The following is a 16,310-nucleotide window of genomic DNA, read 5'->3' as shown; positions in this document are numbered from 1 at the left end:
GCCTGAGCACATACGGGACTAAACAATGAGGAATTTCGGATGGAATCTCATATGATTCTATTCGAGGTTTCGACGTTTTGAAGGAGGGTTTTATTAGATGATCGAAATTGAAAAACCAAAAATCGAAACGGTTGAAATCAGCGACGATGCCAAGTATGGCAAGTTTGTCGTAGAGCCACTTGAGCGTGGATATGGTACCACTTTAGGGAACTCCCTTCGTCGTATCCTTTTATCCTCACTTCCTGGTGCAGCTGTAACATCGATCCAGATAGATGGTGTCTTACACGAATTCTCAACGATCGAAGGCGTGGTTGAAGATGTTACAACGATTATCTTAAACATTAAAAAGCTTGCACTCAAAATCTACTCTGAAGAAGAGAAGACGCTTGAAATTGATGTACAAGATGAAGGTACTGTAACAGCTGCTGATATTACACACGACAGCGATATTGAAATCTTAAATCCAGATCTCCACATCGCAACTCTTGGCAAGAATGCGAGCTTCCGTGTTCGCTTAACTGCACAAAGAGGTCGCGGGTATAATCCTGCTGATGCAAACAAAAGAGACGATCAGCCAATCGGTGTGATTCCGATCGACTCAATCTATACACCTGTCTCTCGTGTGACTTATCAAGTGGAGAACACCCGTGTTGGGCAAATTACAAACTATGATAAATTAACACTAGATGTATGGACTGATGGGAGCACAGGACCGAAAGAAGCGATCGCTCTAGGTTCTAAGATTTTAACTGAACACCTGAATATTTTCGTTGGGTTAACTGACGAAGCTCAGCATGCTGAAATTATGGTTGAGAAAGAAGAAGACCAAAAAGAAAAAGTGCTTGAAATGACAATTGAAGAGCTTGATCTTTCTGTTCGTTCTTACAACTGTTTGAAGCGTGCGGGTATTAACACTGTTCAAGAGCTTGCTAACAAGACAGAAGAGGATATGATGAAAGTTCGTAACCTTGGACGTAAATCTCTTGAAGAAGTGAAAGCGAAACTAGAAGAACTTGGACTGGGTCTTCGTAAAGACGATTGACTAGTTTCATTGTGAACTAGGATTTTCGTGTGTTTTTTATTCATACAGCATTCTCTAACTAAGGAGGGGACATCACATGGCATACAGAAAGCTAGGACGCACTAGTGCACAACGTAAAGCAATGCTTCGTGACCTAACGACTGATTTGATCATCAACGAACGCATCGAAACAACTGAAACACGTGCGAAAGAACTTCGCTCTGTAGTTGAAAAAATGATCACTCTTGGCAAACGCGGAGATCTTCATGCTCGCCGTCAAGCTGCAGCTTACATTCGTAATGAAGTAGCTAACGCTGAAACAAACCAAGATGCACTTCAAAAATTATTCGCTGACGTTGCAACTCGCTACGAAGATCGCCAAGGTGGATACACTCGTATCATGAAGCTTGGACCTCGTCGCGGCGATGGCGCACCAATGGCTGTCATTGAATTAGTTTAATCACATAGCGTGTATCTAAGAAAGGGCGGGACAGTTCATAACTGGATCTATGCCCTTTTTTAGATACTACGGCTTTTTAGCAAGAAGCAAAGAAGAGGTTGAGCTGAGAGGAGGTCCGGTAGAGATGGGGAAGACATTAATTGACGTAAAGGACATTGTATTTCGTTATCACAAGGATGCGGACAAGCCCGCTTTAGATCAAGTGTCATTGCATGTGAATCAAAATGAATGGCTCGCCATTGTTGGTCACAACGGTTCAGGTAAATCCACACTTGCCCGTGTACTGAATGGGCTCATTTTACCGGATGCTGGAACGGTCAAGGTTGGAGAGATTGAGCTGAAAGAAGAGAGTGTCTGGGATATTCGCAAAAAGGTCGGAATGGTCTTTCAAAACCCAGATAACCAATTCGTTGGCTCAACGGTTCGTGATGATGTGGCTTTTGGTTTAGAAAATAACGGGGTTGAGCGGGAATTGATGATAGAACGTGTAGATTGGGCTGTCAAACAGGTCAATATGCAGGAGTTTCTTGATCAAGAGCCGCACCATCTATCAGGCGGGCAAAAGCAGAGAGTCGCTATTGCAGGTGTACTTGCCGCAAGCCCTGACATCATGATCTTGGATGAAGCAACATCGATGCTTGATCCGATTGGCCGTGAAGAAGTGTTAGAGACTGTTAGACTATTGAAGGAACAAGGGACGGTCACTGTCATTTCCATTACACATGATTTAGACGAGGCCGCCAAGGCAGACCGGGTCATTGTCATGAATGGCGGGAAAAAATTTGCCGAGGGAACCCCAGAGGAAGTATTTGAACTAGACGAAGAGCTAGTTCAAATTGGACTTGATCTGCCATTCTCCTATCGGTTGAGCAAACAATTGAAGCAGCAAGGTGTACCGCTTGCAAATGCCCATTTGACACAAGAAGGATTGGTGAAAGAGCTATGGACATTACGATCAAAGAATTAGAGCATCGTTATCAAATGAAAACGCCGTTTGAGCGTCTCGCTTTGTATGATGTCAATGCTTCCATCCAAGAGGGCAGCTATGTCGCTGTCATTGGTCATACGGGCTCTGGCAAGTCCACGTTGCTGCAGCATTTAAATGGCTTGCTCAAACCAACGAAGGGGAGCATTGCGCTTGGGGATACCATCTTACAAGCCAATAAAAAGCAGAAAGATTTAAAGTCACTTCGGAAAAAAGTAGGCATCGTGTTTCAGTTTCCTGAGCATCAGCTCTTTGAAGAAACGATCCTTAAGGATATCTGCTTTGGTCCGATGAATTTCGGTGTTCCTCAGGAGAAGGCAGAAGCAAAGGCGAAGGAAATGCTGAAGCTAGTTGGTCTTCCTGAATCCTTATTATCTCGATCTCCCTTTGAACTAAGCGGCGGTCAAATGAGACGTGTGGCGATTGCAGGTGTTCTAGCGATGGAGCCAGAAGTGCTTGTGCTGGATGAGCCGACTGCAGGATTAGATCCACGCGGACGTAAGGAAATCATGGACATGTTCTATGAGCTTCATCAAAAGGCAAACCTCACCACGATTCTGGTTACACACAGTATGGAGGACGCCGCTCATTATGCGGATCAAATGATTGTGATGCATAAAGGAACGGTGAAGGCGACAGGTACGCCGAGAGAATTGTTTGCCAATCGTACAGACATGTCTTCGTTTGGTCTCGACCTCCCAGAAACGATTAAATTCCAGCAGACTGTAGAAGAAAAGCTGGGCATTACGTTTCCAAGGCCGCTTCTGACCATGGATGAAATGGCAGAAGCCTTAACAGCTCTTTATCAGGAGGACACGACATCATGATGGATAGTATGATTATCGGCAAATATGTGCCAGGTTCATCCTTTGTCCATCGTCTTGATCCAAGGACAAAGCTGTTATCAATTTTCTTTTTTGTCTTTATTGTCTTTTTTGCTAATAATTACATCACTTACGGGCTTTTAGGTGTCTTTACCCTCCTTGTGGTGATGGTTTCTCAGGTGCCGCTATACTTTATTCTCAAAGGAATGAAGCCGATCCTATGGATTGTCCTGTTTACCTTCATACTGCATATCTTCATGACAAAGGATGGCGCCTTGCTATTTCACTTTGGTTTTTTAAATATTTATGAAGAAGGTCTAAAGCAGGGGATTTTCATTTCTCTCCGTTTTGTCTATCTCATCATGATGACGACACTTCTGACGTTAACCACAACGCCTATAGAAGTGACAGACGGTATGGAAAAGCTGCTTCACCCATTCCGTAAAATCAAACTGCCCGTTCATGAGCTTGCTCTCATGATGTCCATCTCTCTTCGGTTCATTCCAACTTTACTAGAAGAGACAGACAAAATCATGAAGGCACAAATGGCAAGAGGTGTTGATTTTACAAGCGGACCTCTTAAAGATCGCATGAAAGCCATCGTTCCTTTACTTGTCCCGCTTTTCGTCAGTGCGTTTAAGCGTGCAGAGGAACTGGCGACCGCTATGGAAGCGAGAGGCTACCGCGGAGGAGAAGGGCGGACGAAATACCGTCAGCTTGTCTGGGGCATGAAAGACACGTTCACACTGCTCCTATTCATCCTGTTAACAGCACTCCTTGTGCTTCTGAGAAATTAGGTGATTCCTAGATGAAGGTCAAATGTACCGTATCCTACGATGGAACACATTTTAAAGGCTATCAGGTGCAGCCTGGGCAGCGAACTGTTCAGACGGAGATCGAGTCGGCTCTTGCAAGAATGCATAAACAGGATGAACTGATTCCGATTGTGGCTTCTGGCCGGACGGACAGTGGCGTCCATGCGAAGGGGCAGGTCATCCATTTCGACACGCCGCTCTCGATTCCGATGGAAAGATGGCCTTTTGCCCTCAACAGTCTCTTGCCGGATGACATCCGGGTTCTAAAGGCTGAGGAAGTGGATGAGTCGTTTCATGCACGTTTTAGTGTCGTTTCGAAGGAGTACCGTTATAAGGTCTCAACGGAAACGCACCAAAATGTGTTCACGAGACAGTATGCCTGCCACTTTCCTTACCGGCTGGATGCAGACAAAATGAGAGAAGCCGCTGGGCACCTCATTGGCACACACGATTTCACAAGCTTTTGTGCGGCCAATACAGAGGTTCAGGACAAGGTGAGGGAGATTTACACCCTTGAGTGGAAAAACGTCTCAGACGGGCTTGAAATGCGTGTGAGAGGAAATGGCTTTTTATACAACATGGTGCGAATTATCGCTGGAACGTTACTTGAAATCGGATCTGGTAAATTCCACCCTGATGAGATAAAAGCCATGCTTGCCGCCCGAAATCGCGAAGCGGCAGGCAAGACTGCGCCTAGTCACGGACTGTATTTATGGGAAGTTTTCTATGACAACTAAACCAGGTGTAACATGTTCTTGACACAGGAAGCAGAAAGTTATAAGATATCATATGGTATGTATTTCAACCCCACAAATAAGCCCCGGAAGACTTATCTTGTGTTTTGAAATAGAACGTAGCATTTGATTCAAGGAAAAATCATTGATTTATTTAGGAGGGAAACTCATGCGTACAACACCAATGGCGAACGCAAGCACAATTGAGCGCAAATGGCTAGTTGTTGATGCGGCAGGCAAGACTCTAGGTCGTCTTTCTACTGAAGTAGCATCACTTTTGCGCGGTAAGCACAAACCAACTTATACACCACACGTTGATACAGGTGATCACGTCATCATCATCAATGCTGAGAAAATCGAACTAACAGGTAAGAAATTGACGGACAAAATTTACTACCGTCACACAATGCACCCAGGTGGTTTGAAACAAAGAACTGCTCTTGAGATGCGTACAAACTACCCTGAAAAAATGTTGGAGCTTGCTATCAAAGGTATGCTTCCAAAGGGTCCATTAGGCCGTCAAATGTTCAAAAAATTAAATGTGTACCGTGGTTCTGAGCATCCACATCAAGCACAACAACCTGAAGTTTACGAACTTCGCGGTTAATTATAAGGGAGGTTAACAATTTGGCACAGGTTCAATATTACGGTACAGGTCGTCGTAAAAGTTCTGTAGCGCGCGTTCGCTTAGTTCCAGGTGAAGGCCGTATCGTCGTTAATAATCGTGAAATTACTGAATACATTCCATTCGCTGCTTTAATCGAAGACGTGAAACAGCCTTTGAACATCACAGAAACAGCTAACAGCTACGATGTTCTTGTAACTGTTCACGGTGGTGGATTCTCTGGTCAAGCTGGAGCAATTCGTCACGGTATCTCTCGTGCTCTTCTAGAAGTAGATCCTGAGTACCGTACATCACTTAAACGTGCTGGACTTCTTACTCGTGACCCTCGTATGAAAGAGCGTAAGAAATACGGTCTTAAAGGCGCACGTCGCGCACCTCAGTTCTCAAAACGTTAATCAATTTTATATTGTATGGACGTTTTACAAAGGTTTGTTACAAACAAACCTTATAAAAAAAGCATCAGCTTCGTGCTGGTGCTTTTTTTTGTGCTTTTTATGTGATAGATCATAACTGGTCTCTTCCTCTTGAATACGTATAAAATATGAGTATAGAAGTTTTTTGTTAAAAAAGATGGAGGTTGTCCTATGAATCTAACGACAGAAAGATGTCTCATTCGACCATTTACGGATGATGATTGGCAGGATGTCTATGCATATACATCTGATCCGGTAGTGATGAAGTATATTCCGGAAGATGTATTTTCTAAAGAAGATGCGAAGGAATTTGTCAAAAATAATCGTCATGAAGATGCTAAGTATGTCGCTGTCCTATTAAAAGAAGATCATACATGCATCGGGCATATCGCATTTCATCCTTACTTTGGTGATCACACGTATGAAATTGGCTGGGTCTTCAATCCTGTATATCAAAACAAAGGCTATGCATCTGAAGCAGCCTATGCTGTACTGCATCATGGCTTTCACACAATGAATTTACATCGGATCATTGCCACTTGTCAGCCTGAAAATGTGCCATCGTGGAGAGTGATGGAGAAAATGGGGATGAGAAGAGAAGGATATTTTAAAAAATGTATCCCACAAGGAAATGAGTGGTGGGATGAGTTTTACTATGCCATCTTAAGTGAGGAATGGAAAACTTGATAAGTTTTCATGATATGAAGTAATTCGTCATTCCAAATATCCCTTGGCTTTCGCTATTGATATAATCAGATCAAATAAGCAGAAGAGGGGCGCCAAGCATGAGGATCTTTGATGCACATTTTCATATCATTGATTTTGATTTTCCCATTCAAGAAAACCAAGGGTATACACCCCCTAGTTATGTGGTGAATGATTATAGGAGAGAGACGGCTGATCTAGGGATTTTAGGTGGAGCCATCGTCTCAGGGTCATTTCAAGGCTTTGATCAAGGCTATTTGTTGAAAGCGCTAGATGAACTGGGGCCAGATTTTTGCGGCGTGACTCAATTACCTTTTACGGCAACTGATGATGAGATTGTTCATTTGGATCAACATGGGGTGAAGGCTTTACGTTTTAATGTGAAGCGGGGCGGTTCGGAGGATATTTCGAAGCTCGATTATTTTGCGAGAAGGGTGTATGAGCTGGCGGGATGGCATAGTGAGCTCTACATAGACGCTAAGCATCTCTCTGCAATTTCATCTACGCTTGAACGGCTGCCGGCCGTTTCGATTGATCATTTAGGCTTATCAGAAGAAGGCTTGCCGCATTTGCTCAAGCTGGTTGATAAAGGAGTTCGGGTAAAAGCAACAGGTTTTGGACGTGTCGATTTAAACGTTGAACATGCGTTGACATCCATTTATCAAACGAATCCTGATGCACTGATGTTTGGTACAGACCTTCCATCCACAAGGGCGAAGCGTCCATTTGAATACGGTGATGTTGAGTTGATTCAACAGCTCTTTGATGAAAAAGCAGCTGATCACATCTTATATAAGAACGCGCATCAATGGTATTTTGGTCAATAAGTTCCACTTCAGTTCATAGGAGGTGTGTTCAATGGGGTTCAGTCAACTGACATTCAGAGAAGCCAAGCTGGATGATCTCGATAAAATCGTCTTCATGCTCGCGGATGATATGTTAGGTCAAAAAAGAGAGCGTTACACGCAACCATTGTTAGAAAGCTATATCGAAGTCTTTCATTCAATAGATGCTGATCCAAATATTGAACTCATTGTTGCGTGTGATCAGGAAGAAGCTGTCGGTGTTCTCCAATTAACCATGACGCCATTTCTTACACATCAAGGAGGATGGAGAGTATCAATAGAAGGAGTTCGTACGGCTTCTACTCATAGAGGAAAAGGAATTGGCACGATGTTGATAAAAAGGGCTATTCAACACGCAAGCGACCGCGGCTGTCATATGATTCAGCTAACAACAGACAAACAGAGACCAGATGCACGCCGTTTTTACGAAATGTTGGGCTTTGAAGCCACGCATGATGGGATGAAGCTGCAGCTGCCTCATGAATAAAATCATCAAGAAGCAGAGGGGGATTCACAACCCCCTTTTTTGTGTGTCTTTATTTCAAATATTTGTTATATTGAAGATGAGAATCTATAGTGGTTGGGAAAGGAGAAACATTTGAATAAAACAAAGGAAGATCTTTTGACATTTGTCACGAAAAACAAAAAGGACGTATCAGCGACAATTATTGAAAATGAAGATGTGGTATTAGATTGGAATGGTGATCAAAAAACACCACTTGCAAGTACGATGAAATTAATGGTTTTGTTTCATTTTGTTAAAACCGTCTCTGGCGGTGACATCAAGCTAGAAGAAAAAGTGGCATTGTCTGATATAGAGCGGTTTTATATTGATAGAACAGACGGTGGTGCTCATACATACTGGCTGGAGATCAACGATTTTTCTGAGCATGCAACTTTATTAGATGTTGCCAAAGGGATGATGCAAGTCAGTTCGAATGCTTGTACTGATTATTTGATTGACCGCCTCGGCTTAGATAAGATCAATGATCGAATGAAACAAGCGGACCTTACAGAACATGGTGAAGTCATGCCACTGACACCCAAGCTGTTGTGGCCAGCCTATATATCTGATCATGAGCGGGATGCATTCAAGCAAATGAGCGATGTAACTGATGGACAATACAAATCTCTGATGATTGAGATTTTTAATATCATGAAAAATGACCTAGAGCATAAAAAGGCGTTAGAAGAAAAATTGATGAAAAAAGACTTGTTAAGCTTGCGTATTCAATCATTACTGACGCAAAAAATGACAAGGTCTACAACTAATCAATATGCACATTTTATGAAACGTCTACAGGATGAGCTGTTAACAACAGAAGAAAAGCGTCTTTTTAGCCAAATTGTGCTGGGAGAAACATTCAAGGCGGAAACAGATCAATATCTTTGGTATAAAAGCGGAGCAACATTGTTTGTTTTCACAGCTGCTTTATATCGAAGAACAGATACATCCTCTATATCCATCTCTCTTTTTATCAATGATCCGAAAGCGAACAATTCTCACTGGATTGAGGAAGTATTCAATGAATTTATGCTTACTGCAGCAGTGGATCAAAACTTTAGACAACGTTTAATTAAGGCTTTTACTACATAATCATCAAAAAAACAGAGGGAGATACCCCTCTGTTTTTATTATTTCTTCATGGGAAACGTTTTGTATACATCTTGGCGTTTCTCTTTTGACTTCACAACTCCAACAACCAGTTCCTTCTGCCAAAGCGCTACATCGTCTTGGTACTCTTTAAATGAGTGAGGCAGCTTTTTTTCTAGCTCTTGCCTTTTAAACGTGACGGATTGTTTGTCGTTAGAGTTCATTTTGAGTGTCACTTGCTCAGCATTATCGATAAGAATAAAAAGTGCCAATGCGTTATATAAGTAGTTTTTTTCAATGGTATCCTTCTTGTCAAACCAAAATGTATCAAATTGTTCTTCTGTATCATTGGCATCTTCTTTCACGCCATATGTCACTTTTAGCTCTTTTTCATCTACGATTTCATACTCACGAATCACGTTACCTGGAAGATCTGATAAAATAGCGCCAATTGCTCCGTTGTCTCCAATATAAGAATTTTTTTGCTTAGAAAGCTGTTTTAATGATATGTCTTCTATTCCTTTTATGTCGCTCTTCTGCTCAGTTGCCTTACTGCTGCATCCAGATAAGACGACTGTTAATAGCAATAGGATATACATCCACTTCCTCATGAATTTTGCCCCTTTTTCATTCTTTCTATATATAAGTGTTTATTTTATCACAATTTTCCAACCCATTAGCTCATTGATTTCCATTTACTGAACTGCATGTTTTGTTCAAACCAACGAACAATACAAAGAAAAAAGGAGTTCAGTCCATGGCAGAGGTTCTTTCATTTTATCAATTGAAAACAAAACGAGATGTCACGCTTGAAAAGAAACTGTTGCGTACATTGTCTCTTCAACAGGTGACGGTCGCTTCCGAGAAATTCACGAAGAAGCTGTTCCCATTTGCAGATGATCCAGCTGGGATTATGAGTGATGGCTGCATCGATTTCGCCATTGAAGCTTTTTTAGCAGGTGGGAGATACGGTGAGTCGAGCAAATACGGTGAATCGTTCGATGATATAAAGAAGCGGTCAGTTCATGAAGAAGATGAGCTGGTTGAGGAGCTAGTAGGGTGTTTGCAATCGTGGGGAAATATGTTCCGAATGGAGCGGAAGATGTCGTGTCTGTATCCATTTGCGAAGGATTTTTTAAGCGTGTGGTGGCAGGAAGGCTTTCGAGAATCAGAAAAAAGGCATAAGCTTCGGCTGCATTAAGCATATTTCCAGTCCTTGTCCCATATCTATAAAATAATGGTGTATGGGAGGGACAGGGATGAAAAGAAAGCTGAAATGGACAGGGTTTTTAATCGGGTTTATTGTCCTCTTATTCTTATTCAGGTTTCAATTTCTAAATGATGATTCGTGGAAATCGTGGAACTTGCCTCTGAGCGGCAAGATCATCTATTTAGATCCGGGTCATGGCGGTCCAGATGGCGGGGCTGTAGGAGGAGAGCTGCTTGAAAAAGAGATTGCACTGGATGTATCCATGAAGATACGTGACTATTTGCAGGAGCAGGGAGCGCTTGTTCTCATGACCCGCGAGGATGATTCTGATTTATCATCAAAGAACACAAAGGGATATGCCCGGAAGAAAGCGGAAGATTTAAGAAACCGCGTAAAAGTCATCAATGAGTCTGAAGCGGATCTCTATTTAAGTATTCATTTAAATGCGATCCCATCGAACAAATGGAGCGGCGCGCAGACGTTTTTTTACGGAAAGTATGAAGAGAATGAAAAGGCAGCGAAGTTCATACAAGATGAATTACGCAATAATCTTGAAAACACAGATCGAAAGGCGAAGCGGATCAATGGCATTTATTTAATGCAAAATGTCACAAAGCCAGGAGCTCTTGTGGAGATTGGGTTTCTCTCCAATCCGAAAGAGGCCGGTCAGCTGGCAACACCTAAATATCAAGATCAAATAGCCGCCTCCATTTATAAAGGCATTTTAAGATATTTAACAGAGCAAAAAGAGCCGCCTGAATAAGGGGCTTTTTCCTTTTGAACGCAGGCAAACAGGACAAACATTGTAAGGATATGTATGATATACTTGGATTGTAAACGAATTCAATAAAGGGTGAGGTTCTGCTATGATCGGACAAGATGATGTGAGAAAACTAGTTGGGAAGATGGACGAACCTTTCCTTCATATACCGCTTGGTGAGCTGGATGCCATCAAGGAAATCAGCCTAAAGCCTGAAAAAGACCATGTGAGCTTAAAGGTGGCTATTGCCAAAACGGGTACTGCTGAGCAGATGAAGCTGCAGCAAGACATCGTACAAGCCTTGAAAGCAGAGGGTGCTAACACAGTAGGACTTCGTTTTGAAGAACTGCCTCAGGAAACACTTGAAAGGTTTATGCCTTCACAAGATGAGGAAGAAAACCTGCTCAATTCTAAAAATCCGCCTGAGTTCTTAGCGATAGCGAGCGGAAAGGGCGGCGTTGGGAAATCCACCGTGTCTGTTAACCTTGCTGTAGCGCTGGCTCGTCTAGGGAAAAAAGTCGGACTGATTGATGCAGATATTTATGGCTTTAGTGTACCGGATATGATGGGAATCACCGTCAGACCAACGGTTAAAGGGGAAAAAATTATTCCTGTGGAACGCTTTGGTGTCAAAGTGATTTCAATGGGCTTTTTTGTTGAAGAAAATGCACCGGTCATTTGGAGAGGACCGATGCTTGGTAAAATGCTAAATAACTTCTTCCACGAAGTCGAGTGGGGAGAATTAGATTACTTACTATTAGACCTTCCGCCTGGAACGGGAGATGTGGCGCTTGATATTCATACAATGCTTCCAAGCTGTAAAGAAATCATTGTCACAACACCGCATCCTACAGCTGCCTTCGTTGCTGCTAGAGCAGGCGCAATGGCACTGCAAACAGATCACGAAGTGCTAGGGGTCGTTGAGAATATGAGCTATTATGAAAGCAAAAAAACAGGTGAGAAAGAACATGTCTTTGGAAAAGGGGGCGGGGACAAGCTGGCAGAAGAACTGCGTGTATCGGTCCTTGGCCAAATTCCTTTAAGACAGCCTGATTGGAATGAAGAGGATTTTGCTCCATCCGTCTATGATGCGAGTCATCCGACAGGAGAAGTGTATCAACACATTGCGAATAAAGTCATTGAACAATTAGCAGTAAAAGCATAATGAAAGCCCGAGTGGATGTATGTCCACTCGGGTGATGTTTAACTGCCGCTTTCTTCGCTGCCTTTTGATCCGGAATCACTGCTTTCAGATGCTGCTTTTTTAAGCTCATCTTCGAATTTCTTCTTATAAAGAGGACTGCTTAATGTTTCCGTAATAACTTTTTCTAAATGCTTTCTGAACTCTTTGCTTTTCACCAGTTCACCGTATTTCTTTTCCATTTCAGGATCCTTGAGAATATCCATCATCAATTGCTGATAGTCAGGGTCCTTCATTAATTGTTTTAACATCTTTTCATGCTGTTGCTGCATGGATTTTGCGAAAGTCTCGGCAAATTTAGAATCCTCAAAGACCTTCTTCCAGAACTCTTTGCCTTTATCAGAAGTCAGTGTTTTCTCTATCGTTTTTTTCACAGTTTGTTCATCCATTACCAAAGCTTCATTCATTGCCTCGTCATTTAATAACTGTTGAATGGCCTTTTTACCGTCATCTGTCTTCAATATATCGACGACCATTTTCTTTGTTTCGTCATAGTCCATATTAGATGAGGATTGGGTTTTGGGAGCACAAGCTGTTAGAGATAAAAGGAGAAAACAGCTCATTATACGCAAGATGCCTTTTGACATACTGTGGCTCCTTTCGTTACATGTCTTACTTTTAATATGAATGTTTCACGTGAATTTATACATAACAAAAATAGGGGTTGGATCAATTCAATGAAAAGTCGGGATTTAGTTCGTTTTTTCTTCTCTGTGCTAGCTGTTGGAGCGGTCATTACAAGCGTGGTAGGCTTTGCGCTGGAGTGGGGGAAATATCAGAAGCTTTTTATATCATTTGAAATACTAGAAATCGTATCTGTGTTATTTTGGTTCATTGGTGTGGGGATGATTTTTAGTGTCATTAGTCAGATGGGGTTTGTTGTCTTTTTGACGGTGCACCGGTTTGCGCTAGAGATATTCCGGTCACATTCTTTATGGAATACCATTCAGCTGTTTCTGGTGATCTTTGTGCTGTTTGATTTAGCTTACTTGCGATTTTTGTTTTTCGGGGAGAATGAATCATTTCTTCCATACCTATGGCTGCCTGTCTTTATCGGTGTGTTCGCATTGATCGTGGCGTACTTTAAACAGCAGCAGTCCTCTAAGAAAACATTTGTTTCCGCAATGTTTCTCATGGTCGTCATCACGTCGCTAGAATGGTTCCCGGCGCTCAGAGTCAATGAAGAGGACTGGCTGTATTTAATGCTATTCCCGCTATTAGGCTGTAATGCGTTTCAGTTATTAGCTATGCCGCGGTTTTCAAAGGCAAAAGCTACTTAACTTCCGATGACCTTGTTTTGGTATTGGAGATCAGTTCGCCAACCGTCACATTCTTTAAATTCTTTTCTTTGATTTGTTTCAAAATAGCTGGTAAGGCTTGAGCGGTTTGGGTTGCTGAATCTGAGGCATGGAGGAGAACAATGTCTCCGCTTTTCATTCGATCATTTACATTCTGAACAATCTGATCGACGCCTGGATTCAGCCAATCCTGTGAATTGACGCTGTAATGGACAACGGTATAACCGTACTGTGTGGCAATTTTTAAAGCTTTTTCGTTAAATTGCCCAGTTGGCGGTCTTAATAGTTGAATGTCATCTAGTCCAAGCTTTTGAAATGAATTTTGTGCCCGGACAAGATCTTGCTTGATTTCACTATCTTCAAGCTGGCTATAATTTTTATAAGCATAGCCAAGGCTGCCGATTTGGTGACCGTCCTCTCTAATTTGTTTGACGATATCAGGATGACGCTCAGCCCAAGAAGCAGACAGAAAGAAAGTAGCGTTCTTTATATCGTACTCTCGAAGGACATTTAAAATAGGAACTGCCTTCTCATCTCCCCAGCCGATATTAAAAGTAAGGGAGACATGTTTTGAGGAAGTCTCGCCTTTATAAATGGCTCGGGGTCCGTGTTCTGTTTTAAATACCGACAGCGGCGGTGCCTTTTGTACATAAAAAAAGGTTGCAGCTGCAAGGGCTGCTACAAGAATAATGACAATTTGCTTCAGCCGTTTAATAGGCAACACATATAATCGACTCAATTCAAACACTCCTGCCTTGTCCGAGATTGTTACTTGATTGTATGCAGGACAAGGGTTTGAGATGCACGATAAAACTATTTCAAAAAAAGTTTTGAAAAGGCGTTGACCAATAGAAAGTTTTCGTGATATATTATTATTCGTCGCTGACACACAGTGACAAACACAAAACGCTTCGGGAAATAAACTTGAAAAAAGTTGTTGACATAAGATGAAGCGAAATGTTATATTATTAAAGCCGCTAAGAACGGCGAAGATGATCTTTGAAAACTAAACAAGACAAAACGTACCTGTTAATTCGAGTTTTTATAAAAAATCCTATGTTATATCATAGGTAGTCAGTCAAACGCTGACGAAAAACAAAACTTCGGTTTTGTACTTTTTCGGAGAGTTTGATCCTGGCTCAGGACGAACGCTGGCGGCGTGCCTAATACATGCAAGTCGAGCGGACAGAAGGGAGCTTGCTCCCGGATGTTAGCGGCGGACGGGTGAGTAACACGTGGGTAACCTGCCTGTAAGACTGGGATAACTCCGGGAAACCGGAGCTAATACCGGATAGTTCCTTGAACCGCATGGTTCAAGGATGAAAGACGGTTTCGGCTGTCACTTACAGATGGACCCGCGGCGCATTAGCTAGTTGGTGGGGTAATGGCTCACCAAGGCGACGATGCGTAGCCGACCTGAGAGGGTGATCGGCCACACTGGGACTGAGACACGGCCCAGACTCCTACGGGAGGCAGCAGTAGGGAATCTTCCGCAATGGACGAAAGTCTGACGGAGCAACGCCGCGTGAGTGATGAAGGTTTTCGGATCGTAAAGCTCTGTTGTTAGGGAAGAACAAGTGCGAGAGTAACTGCTCGCACCTTGACGGTACCTAACCAGAAAGCCACGGCTAACTACGTGCCAGCAGCCGCGGTAATACGTAGGTGGCAAGCGTTGTCCGGAATTATTGGGCGTAAAGGGCTCGCAGGCGGTTTCTTAAGTCTGATGTGAAAGCCCCCGGCTCAACCGGGGAGGGTCATTGGAAACTGGGAAACTTGAGTGCAGAAGAGGAGAGTGGAATTCCACGTGTAGCGGTGAAATGCGTAGAGATGTGGAGGAACACCAGTGGCGAAGGCGACTCTCTGGTCTGTAACTGACGCTGAGGAGCGAAAGCGTGGGGAGCGAACAGGATTAGATACCCTGGTAGTCCACGCCGTAAACGATGAGTGCTAAGTGTTAGGGGGTTTCCGCCCCTTAGTGCTGCAGCTAACGCATTAAGCACTCCGCCTGGGGAGTACGGTCGCAAGACTGAAACTCAAAGGAATTGACGGGGGCCCGCACAAGCGGTGGAGCATGTGGTTTAATTCGAAGCAACGCGAAGAACCTTACCAGGTCTTGACATCCTCTGACAACCCTAGAGATAGGGCTTTCCCTTCGGGGACAGAGTGACAGGTGGTGCATGGTTGTCGTCAGCTCGTGTCGTGAGATGTTGGGTTAAGTCCCGCAACGAGCGCAACCCTTGATCTTAGTTGCCAGCATTTAGTTGGGCACTCTAAGGTGACTGCCGGTGACAAACCGGAGGAAGGTGGGGATGACGTCAAATCATCATGCCCCTTATGACCTGGGCTACACACGTGCTACAATGGACAGAACAAAGGGCTGCGAGACCGCAAGGTTTAGCCAATCCCATAAATCTGTTCTCAGTTCGGATCGCAGTCTGCAACTCGACTGCGTGAAGCTGGAATCGCTAGTAATCGCGGATCAGCATGCCGCGGTGAATACGTTCCCGGGCCTTGTACACACCGCCCGTCACACCACGAGAGTTTGCAACACCCGAAGTCGGTGAGGTAACCTTTATGGAGCCAGCCGCCGAAGGTGGGGCAGATGATTGGGGTGAAGTCGTAACAAGGTAGCCGTATCGGAAGGTGCGGCTGGATCACCTCCTTTCTAAGGATATATGGAGCAGTGTGCGTTTTCGTCTTGTTTAGTTTTGAAGGATCATTCCTTCAAGACATGTCTCTAGCGAGACAGGATTGTTCTTTGAAAACTAGATAACAATAAGTAATACATTCACATTGAATGCAATGCAAAGTTCATCACAC

General features: G+C 43.3%; 19 protein-coding genes and 1 rRNA gene. 17 read left to right on the top strand and 3 right to left on the bottom strand.

What is annotated here, in order from left to right; all coding sequences use genetic code 11:
• The first annotated feature begins 97 nt into the window (after nt 1-97).
• The 12 genes from MHH40_RS09620 to MHH40_RS09565 all read left to right on the top strand — a co-directional run bounded on the left by MHH40_RS09620 (nt 98) and on the right by MHH40_RS09565 (nt 9,024).
• Complete coding sequence (locus tag MHH40_RS09620) at nt 98-1,042, top strand: DNA-directed RNA polymerase subunit alpha (RefSeq protein ID WP_003217009.1); 945 nt, start codon at nt 98-100, stop codon at nt 1,040-1,042.
• 76 nt (nt 1,043-1,118) lie between these two features.
• Entirely contained in the window at nt 1,119-1,481 is a 363-nt protein-coding gene (gene rplQ, locus MHH40_RS09615) for a 50S ribosomal protein L17 (protein WP_003216944.1), read from the top strand.
• A gap of 124 nt (nt 1,482-1,605) precedes the next feature.
• Entirely contained in the window at nt 1,606-2,448 is an 843-nt protein-coding gene (locus MHH40_RS09610) for an energy-coupling factor ABC transporter ATP-binding protein (RefSeq protein ID WP_050945818.1), read from the top strand.
• Nucleotides 2,424-3,293 (top strand): energy-coupling factor ABC transporter ATP-binding protein, encoded by an 870-nt coding sequence (locus tag MHH40_RS09605; RefSeq protein ID WP_050945817.1) that lies wholly within the window; start codon nt 2,424-2,426, stop codon nt 3,291-3,293. The genes MHH40_RS09610 and MHH40_RS09605 overlap by 25 nt, the downstream gene beginning before the upstream one ends.
• Nucleotides 3,290-4,087 carry an energy-coupling factor transporter transmembrane component T family protein gene (locus tag MHH40_RS09600; protein WP_044139647.1) on the top strand — a complete coding sequence of 266 codons (798 nt, stop codon included), beginning with the start codon at nt 3,290-3,292 and terminating at the stop codon, nt 4,085-4,087. Before MHH40_RS09605 ends, MHH40_RS09600 begins: the two co-directional genes overlap by 4 nt.
• An 11-nt stretch (nt 4,088-4,098) precedes the next feature.
• Entirely contained in the window at nt 4,099-4,842 is a 744-nt protein-coding gene (truA, locus tag MHH40_RS09595) for a tRNA pseudouridine(38-40) synthase TruA (RefSeq protein WP_050945816.1), read from the top strand.
• A gap of 166 nt (nt 4,843-5,008) precedes the next feature.
• Complete coding sequence (gene rplM / locus MHH40_RS09590) at nt 5,009-5,446, top strand: 50S ribosomal protein L13 (RefSeq protein WP_003217042.1); 438 nt, start codon at nt 5,009-5,011, stop codon at nt 5,444-5,446.
• A gap of 20 nt (nt 5,447-5,466) precedes the next feature.
• Nucleotides 5,467-5,859 (top strand): 30S ribosomal protein S9, encoded by a 393-nt coding sequence (rpsI, locus tag MHH40_RS09585; protein WP_003217273.1) that lies wholly within the window; start codon nt 5,467-5,469, stop codon nt 5,857-5,859.
• 189 nt (nt 5,860-6,048) lie between these two features.
• A complete protein-coding gene (locus tag MHH40_RS09580) occupies nt 6,049-6,564 on the top strand; it encodes a GNAT family N-acetyltransferase (protein WP_050945815.1) in 516 nt (171 codons plus the stop codon).
• Between the two features lie 98 nt (nt 6,565-6,662).
• A complete protein-coding gene (locus tag MHH40_RS09575) occupies nt 6,663-7,409 on the top strand; it encodes an amidohydrolase family protein (protein WP_050945814.1) in 747 nt (248 codons plus the stop codon).
• 31 nt (nt 7,410-7,440) lie between these two features.
• On the top strand, nt 7,441-7,914 hold the full coding sequence (locus tag MHH40_RS09570) for a GNAT family N-acetyltransferase (protein WP_050945813.1): 474 nt from the start codon (nt 7,441-7,443) through the stop codon (nt 7,912-7,914).
• A 111-nt stretch (nt 7,915-8,025) separates the two neighbouring features.
• Nucleotides 8,026-9,024, top strand: a complete 999-nt coding sequence (locus MHH40_RS09565; protein WP_340901012.1) for a serine hydrolase — start codon at nt 8,026-8,028, stop codon at nt 9,022-9,024.
• Between the two features lie 38 nt (nt 9,025-9,062).
• Here the strand turns inward: MHH40_RS09565 and MHH40_RS09560 are convergent, their stop codons facing one another.
• On the bottom strand, nt 9,063-9,632 hold the full coding sequence (locus tag MHH40_RS09560) for a DUF4825 domain-containing protein (RefSeq protein ID WP_340901010.1): 570 nt from the start codon (nt 9,630-9,632) through the stop codon (nt 9,063-9,065).
• A 146-nt stretch (nt 9,633-9,778) separates the two neighbouring features.
• On the opposite strand from MHH40_RS09560, the gene MHH40_RS09555 reads away from it, so the two are divergent.
• From MHH40_RS09555 to MHH40_RS09545, 3 genes are all read left to right on the top strand, one after another.
• Complete coding sequence (locus tag MHH40_RS09555) at nt 9,779-10,222, top strand: DUF2521 family protein (RefSeq protein ID WP_309218036.1); 444 nt, start codon at nt 9,779-9,781, stop codon at nt 10,220-10,222.
• Between the two features lie 58 nt (nt 10,223-10,280).
• Nucleotides 10,281-10,994 (top strand): N-acetylmuramoyl-L-alanine amidase CwlD, encoded by a 714-nt coding sequence (gene cwlD / locus MHH40_RS09550; RefSeq protein ID WP_017359175.1) that lies wholly within the window; start codon nt 10,281-10,283, stop codon nt 10,992-10,994.
• Between the two features lie 103 nt (nt 10,995-11,097).
• Nucleotides 11,098-12,156, top strand: coding sequence for an Mrp/NBP35 family ATP-binding protein (locus tag MHH40_RS09545; RefSeq protein ID WP_322000600.1), 1,059 nt, complete (start codon nt 11,098-11,100; stop codon nt 12,154-12,156).
• A gap of 38 nt (nt 12,157-12,194) precedes the next feature.
• On the opposite strand, the gene gerD is transcribed toward MHH40_RS09545, so the two are convergent.
• Complete coding sequence (gene gerD / locus MHH40_RS09540) at nt 12,195-12,779, bottom strand: spore germination lipoprotein GerD (RefSeq protein ID WP_003217144.1); 585 nt, start codon at nt 12,777-12,779, stop codon at nt 12,195-12,197.
• A 90-nt stretch (nt 12,780-12,869) separates the two neighbouring features.
• On the opposite strand from gerD, the gene kbaA reads away from it, so the two are divergent.
• Nucleotides 12,870-13,472, top strand: coding sequence for a KinB-signaling pathway activation protein (gene kbaA / locus MHH40_RS09535; protein WP_050945809.1), 603 nt, complete (start codon nt 12,870-12,872; stop codon nt 13,470-13,472).
• Here kbaA and pdaB read toward each other — a convergent pair.
• Complete coding sequence (gene pdaB, locus MHH40_RS09530) at nt 13,465-14,229, bottom strand: polysaccharide deacetylase family sporulation protein PdaB (protein WP_050945808.1); 765 nt, start codon at nt 14,227-14,229, stop codon at nt 13,465-13,467. The two genes, kbaA and pdaB, sit on opposite strands and share 8 nt — an antisense overlap.
• A gap of 377 nt (nt 14,230-14,606) precedes the next feature.
• On the opposite strand from pdaB, the gene MHH40_RS09525 reads away from it, so the two are divergent.
• Nucleotides 14,607-16,155: ribosomal RNA gene (locus MHH40_RS09525) — 16S ribosomal RNA — on the top strand.
• Nucleotides 16,156-16,310: the final 155 nt, after the last annotated feature.

The sequence above is a fragment of the Bacillus sp. FSL K6-2431 genome, assembly GCF_038005165.1.
Taxonomy (GTDB): domain Bacteria; phylum Bacillota; class Bacilli; order Bacillales; family Bacillaceae; genus Bacillus; species Bacillus pumilus.
This window is presented reverse-complemented; position numbering and strand designations above follow the sequence as displayed.